This is a genomic window from Nonomuraea sp. NPDC049400 (assembly GCF_044466425.1).
GTDB lineage: Bacteria > Actinomycetota > Actinomycetes > Streptosporangiales > Streptosporangiaceae > Nonomuraea.
The window spans coordinates 63,346-78,396 of sequence record NZ_JBITMP010000004.1; the positions used below are offsets into that span (position 1 = coordinate 63,346).

At 72.5% G+C, this 15,051-nt stretch carries 14 protein-coding genes; 6 read left to right on the forward strand and 8 right to left on the reverse strand.

Annotated features, from left to right (window positions below):
- The first annotated feature begins 160 nt into the window (after positions 1–160).
- The 3 genes from ACIBVN_RS06275 (at position 161) to ACIBVN_RS06285 (ending at position 2,909) form a co-directional block, all read left to right on the forward strand.
- The gene (locus ACIBVN_RS06275; RefSeq protein WP_397133282.1) at positions 161–1,675 is read left to right on the forward strand and encodes an N-acetylmuramoyl-L-alanine amidase; all 1,515 of its coding nucleotides are present in this window, start codon (positions 161–163) and stop codon (positions 1,673–1,675) included.
- Between the two features lie 80 nt (positions 1,676–1,755).
- The gene (locus ACIBVN_RS06280; protein WP_397133284.1) at positions 1,756–2,634 is read left to right on the forward strand and encodes a hypothetical protein; all 879 of its coding nucleotides are present in this window, start codon (positions 1,756–1,758) and stop codon (positions 2,632–2,634) included.
- Between the two features lie 41 nt (positions 2,635–2,675).
- Positions 2,676–2,909, forward strand: coding sequence for a DUF2283 domain-containing protein (locus ACIBVN_RS06285; RefSeq protein WP_397133286.1), 234 nt, complete (start codon positions 2,676–2,678; stop codon positions 2,907–2,909).
- Between the two features lie 87 nt (positions 2,910–2,996).
- Here ACIBVN_RS06285 and ACIBVN_RS06290 read toward each other — a convergent pair whose 3' ends face one another.
- From ACIBVN_RS06290 to ACIBVN_RS06310, 5 genes are read right to left on the reverse strand one after another with little or no spacing between them, the layout of a single operon-like run.
- The gene (locus ACIBVN_RS06290) at positions 2,997–3,755 is read right to left on the reverse strand and encodes an SDR family oxidoreductase (RefSeq protein ID WP_349447386.1); all 759 of its coding nucleotides are present in this window, start codon (positions 3,753–3,755) and stop codon (positions 2,997–2,999) included.
- Between the two features lie 20 nt (positions 3,756–3,775).
- Positions 3,776–4,354 carry a TetR/AcrR family transcriptional regulator gene (locus ACIBVN_RS06295; RefSeq protein WP_397133288.1) on the reverse strand — a complete coding sequence of 193 codons (579 nt, stop codon included), beginning with the start codon at positions 4,352–4,354 and terminating at the stop codon, positions 3,776–3,778.
- A gap of 38 nt (positions 4,355–4,392) precedes the next feature.
- A complete protein-coding gene (locus ACIBVN_RS06300) occupies positions 4,393–5,616 on the reverse strand; it encodes a hypothetical protein (protein WP_397133290.1) in 1,224 nt (407 codons plus the stop codon).
- Positions 5,613–6,122 (reverse strand): SigE family RNA polymerase sigma factor, encoded by a 510-nt coding sequence (locus ACIBVN_RS06305; protein WP_397133292.1) that lies wholly within the window; start codon positions 6,120–6,122, stop codon positions 5,613–5,615. The genes ACIBVN_RS06300 and ACIBVN_RS06305 overlap by 4 nt, the downstream gene beginning before the upstream one ends.
- A 53-nt stretch (positions 6,123–6,175) precedes the next feature.
- Positions 6,176–7,231 carry a glycosyltransferase family 9 protein gene (locus ACIBVN_RS06310; RefSeq protein WP_397133294.1) on the reverse strand — a complete coding sequence of 352 codons (1,056 nt, stop codon included), beginning with the start codon at positions 7,229–7,231 and terminating at the stop codon, positions 6,176–6,178.
- Positions 7,232–7,387: 156 nt separating this feature from the next.
- Between ACIBVN_RS06310 and rfaE2 the strand changes: the two genes are divergently transcribed.
- A complete protein-coding gene (gene rfaE2, locus ACIBVN_RS06315) occupies positions 7,388–8,803 on the forward strand; it encodes a D-glycero-beta-D-manno-heptose 1-phosphate adenylyltransferase (protein WP_397133296.1) in 1,416 nt (471 codons plus the stop codon).
- On the opposite strand, the gene ACIBVN_RS06320 is transcribed toward rfaE2, so the two are convergent.
- Entirely contained in the window at positions 8,775–10,343 is a 1,569-nt protein-coding gene (locus ACIBVN_RS06320) for an IucA/IucC family C-terminal-domain containing protein (RefSeq protein WP_397133298.1), read from the reverse strand. The two genes, rfaE2 and ACIBVN_RS06320, sit on opposite strands and share 29 nt — an antisense overlap.
- A 71-nt stretch (positions 10,344–10,414) precedes the next feature.
- On the opposite strand from ACIBVN_RS06320, the gene ACIBVN_RS06325 reads away from it, so the two are divergent.
- A complete protein-coding gene (locus ACIBVN_RS06325; RefSeq protein ID WP_397133300.1) occupies positions 10,415–11,947 on the forward strand; it encodes an IucA/IucC family protein in 1,533 nt (510 codons plus the stop codon).
- 13 nt (positions 11,948–11,960) lie between these two features.
- On the opposite strand, the gene ACIBVN_RS06330 is transcribed toward ACIBVN_RS06325, so the two are convergent.
- Positions 11,961–13,061 carry an exo-alpha-sialidase gene (locus tag ACIBVN_RS06330; RefSeq protein ID WP_397133302.1) on the reverse strand — a complete coding sequence of 367 codons (1,101 nt, stop codon included), beginning with the start codon at positions 13,059–13,061 and terminating at the stop codon, positions 11,961–11,963.
- A gap of 147 nt (positions 13,062–13,208) precedes the next feature.
- Between ACIBVN_RS06330 and ACIBVN_RS06335 the strand changes: the two genes are divergently transcribed.
- Positions 13,209–14,615 (forward strand): dihydrolipoyl dehydrogenase family protein, encoded by a 1,407-nt coding sequence (locus ACIBVN_RS06335; RefSeq protein ID WP_397133304.1) that lies wholly within the window; start codon positions 13,209–13,211, stop codon positions 14,613–14,615.
- Here the strand turns inward: ACIBVN_RS06335 and ACIBVN_RS06340 are convergent.
- Positions 14,603–15,013, reverse strand: coding sequence for an STAS domain-containing protein (locus ACIBVN_RS06340; RefSeq protein ID WP_397133306.1), 411 nt, complete (start codon positions 15,011–15,013; stop codon positions 14,603–14,605). The two genes, ACIBVN_RS06335 and ACIBVN_RS06340, sit on opposite strands and share 13 nt — an antisense overlap.
- Positions 15,014–15,051: the final 38 nt, after the last annotated feature.

Below are 15,051 nucleotides of genomic sequence, written 5' to 3' on the forward strand. Positions count from 1 at the left end.
CGCCGACGGACCCCGGCCGGCGGGAGAGCGTGCACGCCACGCCTCTCCCCAAAAAGGATCAGGGGCGAAAAGTTTCACCTAACACGGCAGTAATGTCAATTATCGACATATGTCAGGAGATGTCTTACGGTGCAGCCGTCCCCCTTTACGAGGAGCACTCATGACTCTCGCCCGCACGCGATTAGCAGCCCTCGCTACCTCGATCCTCGCCGTCCTCCTCATCGCCGCAGGCCAGCCCGCTCTGGCGGTGGCCAAGGACAGCCCGCTCCAAGCCGCGTTCGCCAAGGCGGCGGCCGCGCAGGACGTGCCCCGTGACCTGCTCGTCGCGCTCGCCTACGCCGAGACCCACCTCGACGGGCACAAGGGCGAGCCCAGCGCCAGCGGCGGCTACGGCGTCATGCACCTGGTCAGCAATCCGACCAACCACTCGCTCGAGAAGGCCGCCGAGCTCACCAAGCTCCCGGTCGAGAAGCTGAAGGCCGACGACGAGGCGAACATCCTCGGCGGCGCGGCCGTCCTTCGCTCCCAGGCCGACGCGCTGGGCCTCGACGAGACGGCCAGGAAGGACATCGGCCGCTGGTACCAGGCCGTGGCCAAGTACGGCAACGCCTCCTCACCCGAGCTGGCCCGGCTCTACGCCGACGCGGTGTACGAGCAGCTCGGCCTCGGCATCGACACCCGCGGCGTGCAGGTCAAGCCGCAGGAGGTCACCGCCGACCGCGGCGACCTCGCCAAGGCCCGCCAGCTGAACGCGCAGGCCGAGGTCGCCAGCCCCGACTACCCGCCGGCGTCCTGGGTGGCCGCCAGCTCCAGCAACTACACCGCCTCCAGCCGCGAGTCGAGCTACGCCATCGACCGGGTGATCATCCACGTCACCCAGGGCTCGTACGCGGGCACCATCTCCTGGTTCCAGAACCCCAGCGCGCAGGTCTCCGCCCACTACGTGGTCAAGTCCTCCAACGGCGCCATCACCCAGATGGTGCGTGACAAGGACATCGCCTGGCACGCCGGCAACTGGACCTACAACACCAGGTCCATCGGCATCGAGCATGAGGGCTTCGTCAACGACGCCTCGTGGTTCACCGACGCGATGTACCGGGCGTCCGCGGCCCTGACCAAGGCCATCTGCGACAAGTACGGCATCCCGAAGGACCGCACCCACATCATCGGGCACAACCAGGTCCCCGGCGCGACCCACACCGACCCGGGCTCGCACTGGAACTGGACCACGTACATGAACTACGTGACCGGTGGCGGCACCCCGACGTGGTCCACGACCGTCGACAACACCACCTCCGGCCAGTTCACCGCCAGCGCGAACTGGGGCACCTCCACCTTCTCCAGCCAGCGCTACGGAGCCGACTACCGCTTCGCCGACCCGGTCGCCGCCAGCGACCCGGCATGGTACTTGGCCACCATCCCCAGCGCGGGCACGTACCGGGTCGAGGTCTGGTATCCGGACGATGCCGGATATAACAGCTCGGCGCCGTACATCGTGGCGGCGTCGGGCGGCAACCAGACCGTCTACGTCGACCAACGTTCCGGCGGAGGGGCCTGGAAGAGCCTGGGCACCTTCTCCCTCAACGCAGGCACCTACAACGCCGTCGGCGTGAGCCGATGGACCTCGGGCACGGGCCTCGTCATCGCCGACGCGGTCCGCATCAGCCGGGTCTGACAGATTCTGTACGGCCCGCTTCCCGCTTTGCTCGGGAAGCGGGCCGTGCTGATCATTTTATCCCGCTACGGTCGTTTGGCATGGATGTAGCGCTTCCCCCGCAGGCGGCCGGGATGATGGAGCAGCTGGGCCCGTGGCCGAGCATCGAAGTGGACGATGTGCGCTCCGAGCGTGACGCGGTGCGTGCCGCGAGTGCCGGGACGGCCCAGGCGGCGAGCGGGGCCGACGCGGCGGCGCGCAGCGCGCAGCAGTCCTATCGCAGCCAGTCGGCCGCCGGGTTCGACGGCCAGTGGGCCAGGACCGGCGCCGACGGCGGTCACCTGGCACAGGCGCAGGCCGCGATGAACATCGCCCCGGTGGCGCTGGAGTGCGGCGCCGCGGTGATCTCCGCGGTCAAGGTCGCCGCCGCCACGCAGGCGGTCTACACCTCGGTCAAAGTCGCCAGGGCCCTGCTCGTCGGCGGCCCGCTCGGCCCCAGCCACGCCACCGCCCACGTGCTGGCGGGCCGCAGGACCGTCGGCAGGATTCTGCACGAGGGCATCGAGGGCACCGGCAAGGACATCGGCGACCTCATCCGCCGCCGTATCACCGAGCCCATGCGCCGCATCTACGACGATCTGCACCACCCCGGCGGCCGTGGCGGAGGCCCCGCCCTGGCGGGCGCGGGCGGCCGGAACGTCCCGCTGCGGCCCGCGGGACGCGGAGGGACGAGCGGCCCACGTTCCGTCCAGGACGGCATGGCCCAGATGGGTCGCAACAACAAGAAGGGGCGCAGCTCCGGAGGCGGGGCGCGGGTACAACTCGGGCCATGCCGACCAGCGCAAGGAAGAACGTGGCGTCAGCGAGGCCGAGATCAACCGGACGCTCTCCGAAGGCACCGCGAGACCCGGCAAGACGCCGGACAGAACCGAGTACGAGAAGGACGGCGTCGTCGTGGTCAGGAACAACAAGACCTTTAAGGTGGTCACCGTCATCAGGAAGAACAGGAACCGAGGCTGACTTGCGCATCGAACACGACGACGAGAACGATGTCGCCTACATCTATCTGGTGGACCGGATCGCCGCCGGGGAGGCGGCCAGGCAGGTCGTGGTCGAGGCCGACGGGGTGCCGGGCGAGGTGATCCTCGACCTGGACGGGCAGGGTGCCCTGCTGGGCATCGAGATCCTCGGCGCGTCCCACATCCTGCGGCCCGAGACCCTCGCGACGGCACACGACGACGCCGCCGCCGAGTAACACCGGCCCGAGCCACCGGCGACGCCGCTGCCGCGTAGCACCGGTCCGCGGCCCGGTGACGGCGGTGCCGCGTCACGAAGCCCGGGGTCAGGCGGTGGCGCCGCCGTCGATCACGTGGTCCTGGCCCACGACGAAGGCGGACTCCGGCGACGACAACCACAGCGCCGCCGCCGCGACCTCCTCCGGCGTGGCGACCCGGCCGATCGGCAGCGCGCCCTTCATGCGCTCGTCCCGCTCCTCCCGGGTCTCGCCGGGGCGCGTCGACATGGGCGAGTCGATCGGACCGGGGCTGACGGCGTTGATCCGCACCCCGTCCGCGATGTGGTCGCGGGCGGCCGTGCGGGTCAGGAAGCTCACCCCGGCCTTCGAGGCGGCGTACGCGGCCGCCCCGGGCAGCCGCCAGTGCGCGCCGAGGTTGGATGACACGTTGACGATGACACCCCCGCCGTGCGCGCGCATGTGGTCGATCTCGTGCTTCATCGCCAGGAACACGCCCTTGAGGTTGACCGCGAGCACCTGGTCCCAGGTGTCCTCGTCGTAGTCGGCCAGCGGCGCCAGCATGCCGAAGATCCCGGCCGCGTTGAGCGCGACGTGGAGCCCGCCGTACCGGGAGACCGCGGCCTCGACCATGGCGGCGACCTCGGCCGAGCGGGTGACGTCCAGGGCGAACGCGCTCGCCCGCCCGCCCTCTTCCTCGATCAGCTTCACCACCTCGGCCAGCCGGGCGGCGTCACGCCCGGCGGCCAGCACCGCCGCGCCCTCGCGCGCGTACGCCAGCGCGGCGGCGCGCCCCAGGACGCCGCTCGCGCCGGTGACCAGAGCGACCTTGCCTTCGAAACGGCTCATCTATTCCATACCAATCGTTCTCAAATTTCCACGGCAATCATGGCTTGTCCGACCGCGTCACGCAGCCGGCGCGGGTCGGGGTCGGCCCTGCCGAGCACCCTGAGGCCCTGCAGCAGCACAAGCAGGAACCTGGCCAGCGCGTACGGGTCCTTCTCCGGCGGGATCTCCCCCTGGGCGCGCGCCCTGACGAGGGTGGCGGCGAGCGTGGTCTCCAGCCCGGCCCAGCTCGCCGCCACCCGCGCGGCCACGACGGCGTCGCGCGAGCCGAACTCCACTGCCGAGTTCACCACCATGCAGCCCCGCCGCAGCTCGTCCACCAGGCACTCCGCCACGTACGAGTCCAGGAACGCCCTGAGCGCGGGCAGCGCGGGCCCCGGCTGGGACAGCGGCTCGACGATGTTGCGCTGTCCCAGGTAGCGCTCCAGCGCCTTCAGGTAGAGCTCGCGCTTGCCGCCGAAGGTCCCGTAGATGCTCGCCCGCGCGATCCCGAGGTGCTCCACGAGGTCCGCCATCGACGTGGCCTCGTATCCGCGCTCCCAGAACAGCTCGAGCGCCTTCTGCAACGCGACCTCGGGATCGAACTCCTTGTTCCTCGCCACGACGCCGAAGCTAGCACATTCAAGAACGATCGGTCTAGTTACCTAGGCGTCAGCACCCATCGCCAGGCCCCGTTCTTTCTGGAGTCACGGTCGGTGGCGAGCTGGGTCGTCCGCTGGCCGTCCACGCTCACCAGGACCAGCCCGTTGTTGAACTCGTTCTCGCACGACCCGGCGCAGCCCAGCGCGATGACGTTGTCGTCGTCCGCCCAGGCGTGCAGTTGCAGCACCCGCTGCCGCCCGGCGACCTGGCCTGTCTCGGCATCGGTGATCTTGGTCGGCAGGCCGTCGGGGCCGAGGACCAGTCGGCCGTTCGGCGAGGTCGCCGAGATGCTCGAGTGATGCACGTACCGGTCCCCCTCGGGCGCTTCACGCTGCTCGCCGTCGAGGGTGTAGAAGACCCGGTCCGGCGTGGTGGAGGTGGGTGCCCAGAGCATGCTGCCGTCCAGGCTCCAGCCGAGGTCCTGACGGCCGTTCATGTTGACGATCTTCTCGTTGGTGAACAACCCGGAGCTCAACGGCGGCAGCTCGTGGTAGTCGGCCGTGCCCGCCTCGACGTCGACGATGTAGTAGCCGGTACGCGGGCTGCCCTCCCGCCGGGGGGCCGCCTGGTCACCCTTCCCCTGGAGGATGTCGGGGTAGCTGGAGTAGGCCGTGGCCAGGACCTTGGTGCCGTCGGGAGACCACGCGACCGACCCCACCGGGCGCTCCAGGTCGATCCACTTCAGGATCTGCCGGGTGTTCATGTCCAGGATGCCCAGCCGCTTGCTGATCAGGTCCCCCTCCAGCACGGCCGCCACCTGCAGCCCCGGAGCCACGTCCACCCAGGCCCACCGGGTCTCCTCGTAGCCGTCGGTCCGCGGGTCGTACAGCGACCAGGTGCGCATGATCCGCTGTTCGTCGTCCGAGATCTGCTCCCGCCTGATGGTGTAGTAGGCGGACACGGCCATGCGGCCCGCGGCGATCAGCTTGGCCGGCGGGGAGTGCTCCGTGTCGGTCCGCACGTCCGTCGGCGCGGGCGACGGGCGAGGGGGAAGCGTGACGCCGGTGGCCGCGTGCATGGTGGCCTTCGGGTCATGCGCGGCCGGCTGAGTGCCGCGCAGGCCCACGGCGAACACGGCGACGGCCGCCACCAGCCCCACGGCCAGCACTACCATGCCCGCGGGCTTCCAGGCGCGTCTCCGCAGCGCCCGGTCGGCCAGGTCGTGCGGCACCCTCGTCTCGTCGGCCCATTCCCGCAGCGTGTCGCGAAGCAGTTGTGTCACTTGGCCACCTCCAGTTCCTGGGCCAGCTCGGGGGCGATCTCACGCAGGCGGGCCAGCGACCTGTGCGCCGTGCTCCTGACCGTGCCGACGGAGCAGCCCAGCGTCCTTGCGACCTCCTGCTCGGGCAGGTCCTCGAAGTACCTCAGCACCAGCACCGCGCGCTGCCGCGCGGTGAGCCTGGCCAGCGCCGTCCGCAGCACCATGCGCAGCTCGCTCTGGTGGTTGAGGTCCCGGTCCGCCGGCTCGGGCGGCGTCGCCTGCACCACCTCGCCGCGCCGCCTGCTCGCCCGCCACCAGCTGATCTGCTGGCGGTACATGATCTGCTTGGCGTACGCCTCGGGCGTCTCCACCTGCCGCCACCGGCTCGCCAGCTTCGCCAGCGCGCTCTGCACCAGGTCCTCGGCCGCGTGCTGGTCACCACCGGTGAGCAGGAACCCGAGCCGCATCAGGGCGGGAGAGCGCGCAGAGACGAACTCGCGGAAACGTTGCTCGTCCGCGGCGTCCACGATCACCTCCGGGGGATTGATGTCACCCTCTCAGACGCCCGCCCACGCCCCCGCTATGCGTCAAGCAGATCGCGGACTTGCTCCATCACCCGGTCCACCGGGACGTCGGTCACCCATGACAGGTCGTGCGGGCACCGCTCGGCACGCGGGTCCATGCCGTCGGCGCCGCAGACCGGGCAGACCGTCGTCCATGAGACCAGCGGCCGGTGCCTGTCCCTGCTGAGCGGCCCGAAGTTGATCAGATTGCCGCACCAGTAGACGGCGACCGTGGCCGTGCCGACGGCGGCGGCCAGGTGGCGCGGGCCGGTGTCGTTGGCGACCACCAGGTCGCACCGCTCGTAGAGGGCGGCCAGCCCGCCGATGCCGAGCGCGCCCACGACGGGGACCGCGGGCCGGCGCATCGCGTCGACCACGCCCATCACCAGATCCTTCTCCTCCGGCGCGCCCGTGACGGCGATGGGGCGGTCGATCCCGTCGGCCACCTCGGCGAAGCGCTCCACCGGCCAGCGCCGCCGCGGGTCTCTCGCGCCCGGGTGCAGGGCCACCAGCCCGCGCGGCAGCTCGCCGAGCGCCAGTGCCAGCTCCGCCCGGTCGTCCCCGGTCACGGCCACCCGCGCCTCCAGGCCGCCCGCGACCGCGCCGACCAGCGCGGCGACCTGGAGGAAGCGCAGGGTCTCGTGGTGGTAGACCGTGTACGGCACCCAGCGGTCCAGGCTCTCCGCCCCGGGAGCGCGCATTCCCGCGGTCACCCTGGCACCCAGCCCGCGGATGAACGGGTTGGAGTAACGGCCGCCGCCGTGGATCTGCACCGCCAGGTCGAACCGGCGCGCCCGCAGCCCCGCGCACAGCGCCTCCGGCGCCGGGTGCCCACCGGCCTGCGTCGACACGCCGGAGATCGGCGGCAGCGCCACCACGTCGTCCACCGGCCCCGGGCGGCCCCCGAGGAACTCCGCGTGCCATGAGAGGCCGAGCAGCGTCAGGCGGGCGCCCGGGTAGGCGTGCTTGAGCGCCTTCAGGGCGGGGACGGCCAGCAGGTAGTCGCCGAGCGCGTTGGCCCGTAGCACGGCGATCCGCTCCACCCCGTCGACCAGCCCGGATGTGTCTCCCATGGCCGCCCGTGCTACCCGGCGGGTTCACACGTTTAACCTGCCGCGCAGCGGCCCCGTCCCCGCCGCACTTCAGTCGTGGGGCGGGCGAACCTCCGCAGGGGCGGCCGTTGCCGACAAACCGGGTTTGAGCAGCGCTTTCTCCGGTATTCGCTCCTCATGGGCACAGAGAGCACCATCAGCGCCGTGGTCGTCGGCGACGTCATGCTCGACTCCTGGTTGCGCTGCTCGGCCAAGCGCCTGGCGCAGGAGGCGCCCGTGCCCGTGATGAGCCTGGAGGCCACCGAGGAGGCCCCAGGAGGGGCCGCCAACACCGCCGCCAACCTCGTGGCGCTCGGCGCCCGCGTACGGCTCCTGGGCGCCGTGGGGGACGACGCCTGCGGGGACAAGCTCGTACAGTCGCTCCACCTGCTCGGCGTCGAGACGGAGCTGGTGACCGTGCCGGGCCGGCGTACCGCACACAAGCGGCGGCTGGTCAGCGGCGGCCAGCTCACCGCCCGCTACGACGAGGAGGACCTCGACGTGCTCTGCGAGCGGGCCGAGCGGGAGCTGCTCGGCCGGCTGGGCGAGGCCGTGCGCGGCGCCGACGTGGTGGTCGCGTGCGACTACGGCGGCGGCGTGTTCACCCCGGCCGTGCGCCGGGCGCTCGCCGGGCTCCCCCTGCTGGTGGTGGACGCGCACGCGGTCGCGCCGTGGGGCGAATGCGCACCCGCCGCCGTCCTGCCGAACTACGCCGAGGTCGTACGCCTGCTGGGCGACGCGGACGAGCCGGCCGACCGCCTGGCGTACCTGTCGGCCCGCTCCGACCGGCTCATGGAGCTGACCCGCGCCGAGATCGTGGTGACCACGCTGGACGGCGAGGGCACGCTGCTGCACAGGAGGGACCGCCCGCCGTACCGCACCTATGCCCGGCCCGCGCCCCAGCACATGGCCACGGGGGCGGGCGACACCTACACGGCCGCGTTCGCGCTCTGGCTGGCCGGCGGCGCGTCGCCGGAGGAGGCCGCGGAGGCGGGCCAGGCGGCGGCCGGCGTCGTCGTACGCCGCCAGGGGACGGCCGTCTGCACCCGGTACGAGCTGCTGCGCGCCCTGCGCCGCCACGAGGGCACCGTCCAGACGGCCGAGCGCCTGGCCCAGCTCCTGGACGAGCACCGGCGCAGGGGCGAGCGGGTGGTGTTCACCAACGGCTGCTTCGACGTGCTGCACCGGGGGCACGTGACGTACCTGGAGCAGGCGGGACGGCTCGGCGACGTGCTGGTGGTGGCGGTCAACAGCGACGCCAGCGTGGCCCGGCTGAAGGGGCCGGGCCGCCCGGTCAATCCGTGCGAGGACCGCATGTCCGTGCTGGCGGCGCTGAACGACGTGGACTACGTGACGGAGTTCGACGAGGACACGCCCGAACGGCTGCTCAGGATGATCCGCCCGGAGCTCTATGTGAAAGGCGGCGACTACACCGCGGAGATGCTGGCCGAGGCGCCGCTGGTCCGCGCGCTGGGCGGCGAGGTGCGGGTGCTCGGCTACCTGCCCGACCACTCGACCACGGCCATCATCGGCCGCATGCGCTCGCTTCCCTGAGACGGCCGGGGCTCAGCGGGTTCGGCACGGGCACGCTCCGCATGTCCCCGCCCGGGGCGTCCAGCCAGCGCAGCAGGAGGTTGGCCTTGGCCGGAACGTGCGTGGCGGACAGCAGGTCACGCAGCTCGTCCGGATCGCCGTGCTCCTCGCCGCAGGCGGCGAACACCTCCCTGGCCCGCACCCACAGCTCCCCCCGCAGTCCCGGATGGCGCTCCGCGAGGGCCTCCGCGATCTCGCGGAGGTTGTTGGTGACCAGGCAGTACACCAGCCGTTCCCACGCCCGCGGGCCGTCCATGCCCGGCAGCAGCGGGTGCCGCTCCGCGAGCACCTTGACGCCCTCGTGGTCGCGGAAGACCGCCTGGACCGGGCTGCCGTGCCTGTCCACCGCGATCAGCACGTTCTGCAGGTGGCATTCGAGCACGATCCCGTGGCGGAAGTAGGCGTGCAGGACCGGGGGCACCACGTGGCCGAGGTAGCGCCCCCACCACGCGAGCGCCTCGTCCTCGCCCAGCCCGTCGATCGGGTTGCCGGGGAAGCCCTCGCTGATCCCGGCTGCCAGCAGCGCCGTCAGCCCCGGGCGCAGGTGCTCGCGCAGCCCGTCGCGGACGATGACCGCCAGCGCCTCCCCGCCGTCCCGGCCCAGCTCCGCGCTGCGGTAGCCGCGGTCGCGCAGTACGGCGGGGCGCGAGACGTGCTCCGGCAGGTCGTCGAACGCGTGCCCGACGAGGTCGGCGGTCGCGGCCAGCTTCTTCAGGTCGTGCAGCCACAGCCGCCGGATGTCGTTCGTGATCCGCACGTCCAGGCTGAACTTGCAGAACAGGTCCAGCTCCGGCAGGTACACCGTACGAATCGACGAGGTCGGCCACGCCACCGCCTGCGTGCGGCCCAGGTGCCGCAGCGGCGGGCCGCCCAGCAGCTCCACCTGCCAGGGATGCGCGGGCAGCAGGGCCAGGCCGTCGCCCGGCGGCGGACCGAGCCGGTCGAGCGCGCCCGCGTCCCCCTCCTCCACCAGCTGCTCCGCGGGCACGCCGAGCAGCGGCAGCGCGAAGCTCGCGTGCGCCTCCGGCGAGTACGGGAGCCAGGCTCCAGGGTCCGAGCCGCCGCGGGCCTTGGGCGCGGGGTGGTAGCGGTGGCCGGCGACGAGGGCCTGCTCGGAGCGCAGGTACGGGTCCGCGGGCGGCGTCGCGGTCTGCCTGGCGGCCAGCAGGGCGGCCATGACGTCCCGGCTGTGCGCGATCTCCGCGGGCAGCGCGTCGTTGGCGACCCCCGTGCCGGCGCGCAGCTCGGCGGCCGTCAACGCGACCAGGTCGTCCAGCGACAGCGGGCACCAGCCGTCCGGCGTGTGGAGCGCGGGCCTGCCGGGGAACCGCCCGTCGTCGGCACGCAGGAGGTGTCCGGTGGCGGGCAGCAGGAAGGCGCCGTCCCACGCGGGACGGGCCACTTCGCGCATCAGGCAGTTGAGCAGCGCCGTCATCGCGAGGGCTGCGGCGTCTCTCCGTGCCTCTCGCGAGAGCGGGAGAAGGCCGTCGGTAGCTGTCATGACGACCTTATCCATACCCTTTGTCCCCATTGATGCCAACAAGCGTAACTTTCCGGGTAATGGTGGGAAATATGAGGCGTACGGAGGCGGAATTCGCGGCCGACCTGGCCCTCATGCGCCCCGAGCTGTCCGCCGCGTACATGGCGGCGCTCCCGGACGCACGCGCCGCCGTCCTGGGCCGCCTCTGGCGCAGCCTCCTGTACGAGCCGCTCCCCGGACTGGTGAGCCCCGTGGGCTCCGAGTGCCGCCCGGACGCCCTGGTGCAGGTCGCGCTGGCGGACGGGCGCAGGCTCATGGGCCGGCCACGCGAGCCGTACGACCTCTGGGGCGAGCCCGCGCTCTGGCTGAACGGCCATCCGTACACGCACCCGGCCGAGCTGCTCGCCGCCCTCGGCCTGCCGGGGACGGGCCCGCTGGTCGAGGACCTGGACAACAGCGTGGCCTCGCTGGCGCTGTCCCGCGCGGAACCGGCCCGCACCCCGGCCACGCCCGAGGAGCACGAGCAGAGCGTGGTGGACGGCCATCCGTACCACCCGGGCTGCCGCAGCCGTCCCGGCGTCTCCGTGGCCGAGCAGCTCGCGTACATGCCGGAGCACCGGCCGGTCGTCCACCTGGACCTGCTCGCGGTCCCCGCCGCGGACTGCCTCGTCTCAGGACGGTGGCCGGACTCGCTCAAGGACGGCGACCGGCTCCTGCTCCCCGTGCATCCCTGGCAGAGCGCCCACGTCCTGCCCGGCCTGGGCCTGCGCCCGCACGTCGCCGGAGCCGTCCTGGCCCGTCCGCTCATGTCCGTACGCACCCTCGCGCCTCTCGACGGCGGCCCGCACGTCAAGACCGCCTTCAGCACCAGGATGACCTCCGGTGTCAGGGACATCTCGCCCGGCTCGGTCCGCGACTGCGTCAACCTGTCGCACCTGCTCACCGCCCTGTCGGCCCGGCAGGGCGGGCGGCCGCGCATCGCCCGCTACCTGGCCGGGGCCGCCGCGAAGGTGAAGGGCGAGCACAGCCCCGACCTGGCGGCCATGCTGCGCGAGCCGACGGGGTCCGCCATACCCGTCGCGGCGGTCACCCCCGCGATGGCCGGTGACCCGGTGGCGTGGCTGGCCGCGTTCGCCCGGCTGGCCTTGCGGGACGCCCTGGGCATGCTGGCGCTCGGCGTGGCGCTCGAGGCGCACGGCCAGAACCTGCTGGTCGAGCTCGACCGGGACGGCATGCCGTACCGGCTGGTCTACCGCGACCTGGCCGACGTCAGGATCAGCCCCGCCAGGCTCGCCCGCAACGGCATCGAGCTCCCGCCGGTCAGCGCCAGGTTGCTCGCCGACGACCCCGTGATCCTGCACGCCAAGCTCTTCGGCGGGCTCGTCGGGACCACGTTCGGCAGCCTGATCGCGCTCTTCTGCCGGGGCGACCGGGCCGCCGAGCCCCGCCTCTGGGACGTCGTGGCCGCCGCCGCCCGCGACGCCTTCGACGAGCTGCCCCGCAGCGAGGACCGCGAGGCGCTGTTCGGGACGCACCTCACGGTCAAGGCCCACCTGCTCGCGCGCTTGGAGGGCGCACCACCCGGCGACAGCTGGACCACGCTGCCCAACCCCCTCGCCACCTGATCGTGGGCCGGGGTCAGGAGGTCAGCTCGGCGATGGGGAGGCGGCGGAAGGCGATGGTCTCGTACGGTCCGAAGCCGCCGGTCTCGAACAGCAGCCCCACCGTGTCCCCGTCCACCCGGACCAGATCGGAGTAGGCCGCGGGCAGCCCCGACACGGTGTGCGCGACCCGCCAGGTCACCCCGAGATCGTCGCTGGCCCGTACCGTCATCAATGCCCGGGCGTCAGGGGCGGCGGGCCCCGAGAACAGCAGCACGTCCGGCGACGAGCACCACAGCGCGCTGCCCTCCACCACCGGCCCGACCAGCCCGGCCTGGGGGCGGAAGGGCTGGTCCAGCGTCTGGCCGCCGTCGGAGGAGCAGGCGTCGGCCCTGGTGCCCGGCGCGGTGGAGTCGGTGCGGGCGTTGACGTAGAGGCGCCCGTCCGGCAGCTCGGTGGCCGTGGTCTCGTTGACGTTGACGTACCCGTCGGGCTTGTCGTCGACGTACCCGATGCGCCACGTCCGCCCGCCGTCGTCGCTCAGCAACGCGTGGCCGCCGTCGTACTTGCCCTCGGTCTCGTTGTCCGACCCGGCGGGCGGCAGCGAGTGGTTGCCGGGCACCACGATCCGCCCGGCGTGCGGGCCGTGGCGCAGCTCGACCGCGTGCCCGGGAGCAGTCGCGTACCAGCGCCACTCGGCGTGCTTCACACTGCCGGTGATCTCTTGCGGCGCCGACCAGGTGACCCCGTCGTTGGAGCTGACCTGCGTGAACACCCGGCGCCCATCCGCCGCCGCGACCTGACCGCGCCTGATCTTCTCTTCCGTGGCCGACGGGCCCTGCCTGACATAGACCAGCACGATCCGGCCGTCGGCCAGCGCCACGGGCGCGGGGTTGCCCGCGGTGCCCCGGCGCGGCTCCGTGGCGACCACCTGCAGATCGCCCCACGTCCTGCCGCCGTCCGTGGACCGCTTGAGCACGATGTCGATGTGGCCGGAGTCCCCTGCCGAGGCATGCCGCCCCTCCGCGAACGCCAGCACCGTGCCCGCCCCGGTCACCACCGCCGCCGGGATCCGGTACGTGTGATAGCCATCCGTTCGCTGCCGGTACGGCACCGACGTCGGGTAACGATCATCCATGCGGGCACGTTACGGGCCGCGGGTGAACGCAGCGTGACGTTCCCCGCCCCCTCCCGCGAACGGCACGCGAGCCGCCGCGTCCGGCAAGGAGGTCGGTGCTCCGGCATGAAAGAGTGCAATTCATGGGCAAGTGCTTCTGGAGGCAGGGTGGCTGACGAGTTCGATGTCATCGTGATCGGCGCCGGTCCCGCCGGTGAGAACGTCGTGGACCGGGCCGTGCGCGGCGGGCTGACCGCGGCGGTCGTCGAGGAGCGGCTGGCCGGCGGCGAGTGCTCCTACTGGGCGTGCGTCCCGAGCAAGGCGCTGCTGCGGCCGGTCGATCTGGTGGGCGAGGTGGCGCGCGCCCCGGGGCTGTCGCTCGGGCCCGTCGACGTGGCAGCCGTGCTGGCCAGGCGTGACGAGGCCATCGGGAACTTCGACGACTCCGGGCAGGTGCGGTGGATCGAGAGCGTGCCGGCCGAGTTCGTACGTGGGCGCGGGCGGCTCGACGGCCCCAAGCGCGTGCGCGTCACCACCGAGGACGGCGGGGAACGCGTACTGACCGCCCGGCAGGCCGTCGTGCTGGCCACCGGCAGCACGCCCGCCATCCCGCCCACTCCGGGGCTGGCCGAGGCGGAGCCCTGGACCAGCCATGACGTGACCGTGACCGACTCCATCCCCGAGCGGCTGGTCGTGATCGGCGGCGGCGTGGTCGCCTGCGAGATGGCCCAGGCCATGCACGGGCTCGGCGCGCGCCAGACCACCATGCTGGTGCGTGGGGGCGGGCTGCTGCCCAGGATGGAGCCGTTCGCGGGAGAGCTGCTGGCCGAGTCGTTCGCGGAGGCGGGCATCGAGGTGCGCGCCCAGGTCGAGGCCGTCAGGGTCGAGCGCCCGGAGCGCGGCGGGAAGGTGACGGTGCACCTGCCGGACGGGCCGCCACTGGAGGCCGACGAGCTGCTGGTGGCGACCGGCCGCCGGCCCGCGACCCGCGACGTGGGGCTCAGCACGGTGGGCCTGGCCGACGGCAAGTACGTCGAGGTGGACGACAGCATGCGGGCCACCGCCATCTCCGACGGCTGGCTGTACGCCGTGGGCGACGCCAACGGGCGCGCGCTCCTCACCCACATGGGCAAGTACCAGGCCAGGATCTGCGGTGACGTGATCGCCGCGCGGGCCCGCGGCGACGAGCTGCCCGCGATGCGGGATCTGGCGGACGGGTACGGCGCGCCGCAGGTCGTCTTCACCGATCCGCAGATCTGCGCGGTCGGCAGGACCGAGGCGGCGGCTCGTGCCGACGGGTTCCGGGTGCGCGTGGTGGACTACGACATGGGGTCGGTCACCGGGGCTTACCTGATGGGCGACGGCTACCGCGGCCGGGCCAGGGCCGTGGTGGACGAGGACAGGAAGGTGCTGCTCGGCGTCACGTTCGCCGCGCCGGGCGCGTCCGACCTGCTGCACTCCGCCACGATCGCGGTGACGGCCGAGGTGCCGCTCGACCGCCTCTGGCACGCGGTCCCGTCCTTCCCGACGGTGAGCGAGGTGTGGCTGCGGCTGCTGGAGGCCTACGGGCTGTGATCCCGCACGGCCGCCGCCTCGGATCCGCGCGCCGGGGCGGCGGCCGATCCCGGCTCCAGCATCAGCTCCGCCACCGTTTCCTCCACGCTCCCCCGCAGCTCCACGCGCGACAGCAGGTCGGTCAGCCGCAGCACCGACAGCAGGTGACCGTCGGGCCGCACCAGGATGATGCGGCCGCTTCTCTGCTCCTCCATCCGCTGCATGGCCATCGCGAGCACCCCGATGACCGAAGAGTCGTAGAAGTCCAGATCTGCCAGGTCGAACACCAGAACGGGCCCCTCCGACCAGTCCCACACGGCGTTGATGCAGGCACTGAACCGGACCCGGCCCGCGTGGTCGAGCTCACCGCTGGCGCGAACGACTGTGCAATGGAGGTGCCGGATCGTCTCGATGCGCAAGCCGTTCCTCACATAGGAAAAGCTTCCCGCTGAGCGGC

Excerpts from the sequence above, each read along its gene's own strand:
- ACIBVN_RS06320 (WP_397133298.1), bottom strand. The coding sequence starts at position 10,343 with ATGACAGCTACCGACGGCCTTCTCCCGCTCTCGCGAGAGGCACGGAGA.
- ACIBVN_RS06290 (WP_349447386.1), bottom strand. The coding sequence starts at position 3,755 with ATGAGCCGTTTCGAAGGCAAGGTCGCTCTGGTCACCGGCGCGAGCGGC.
- ACIBVN_RS06330 (WP_397133302.1), bottom strand. The coding sequence starts at position 13,061 with ATGGATGATCGTTACCCGACGTCGGTGCCGTACCGGCAGCGAACGGAT.
- ACIBVN_RS06325 (WP_397133300.1), top strand. The coding sequence starts at position 10,415 with ATGAGGCGTACGGAGGCGGAATTCGCGGCCGACCTGGCCCTCATGCGC.
- ACIBVN_RS06275 (WP_397133282.1), top strand. The coding sequence starts at position 161 with ATGACTCTCGCCCGCACGCGATTAGCAGCCCTCGCTACCTCGATCCTC.
- rfaE2 (WP_397133296.1), top strand. The coding sequence starts at position 7,388 with ATGGGCACAGAGAGCACCATCAGCGCCGTGGTCGTCGGCGACGTCATG.
- ACIBVN_RS06310 (WP_397133294.1), bottom strand. The coding sequence starts at position 7,231 with ATGGGAGACACATCCGGGCTGGTCGACGGGGTGGAGCGGATCGCCGTG.
- ACIBVN_RS06280 (WP_397133284.1), top strand. The coding sequence starts at position 1,756 with ATGGATGTAGCGCTTCCCCCGCAGGCGGCCGGGATGATGGAGCAGCTG.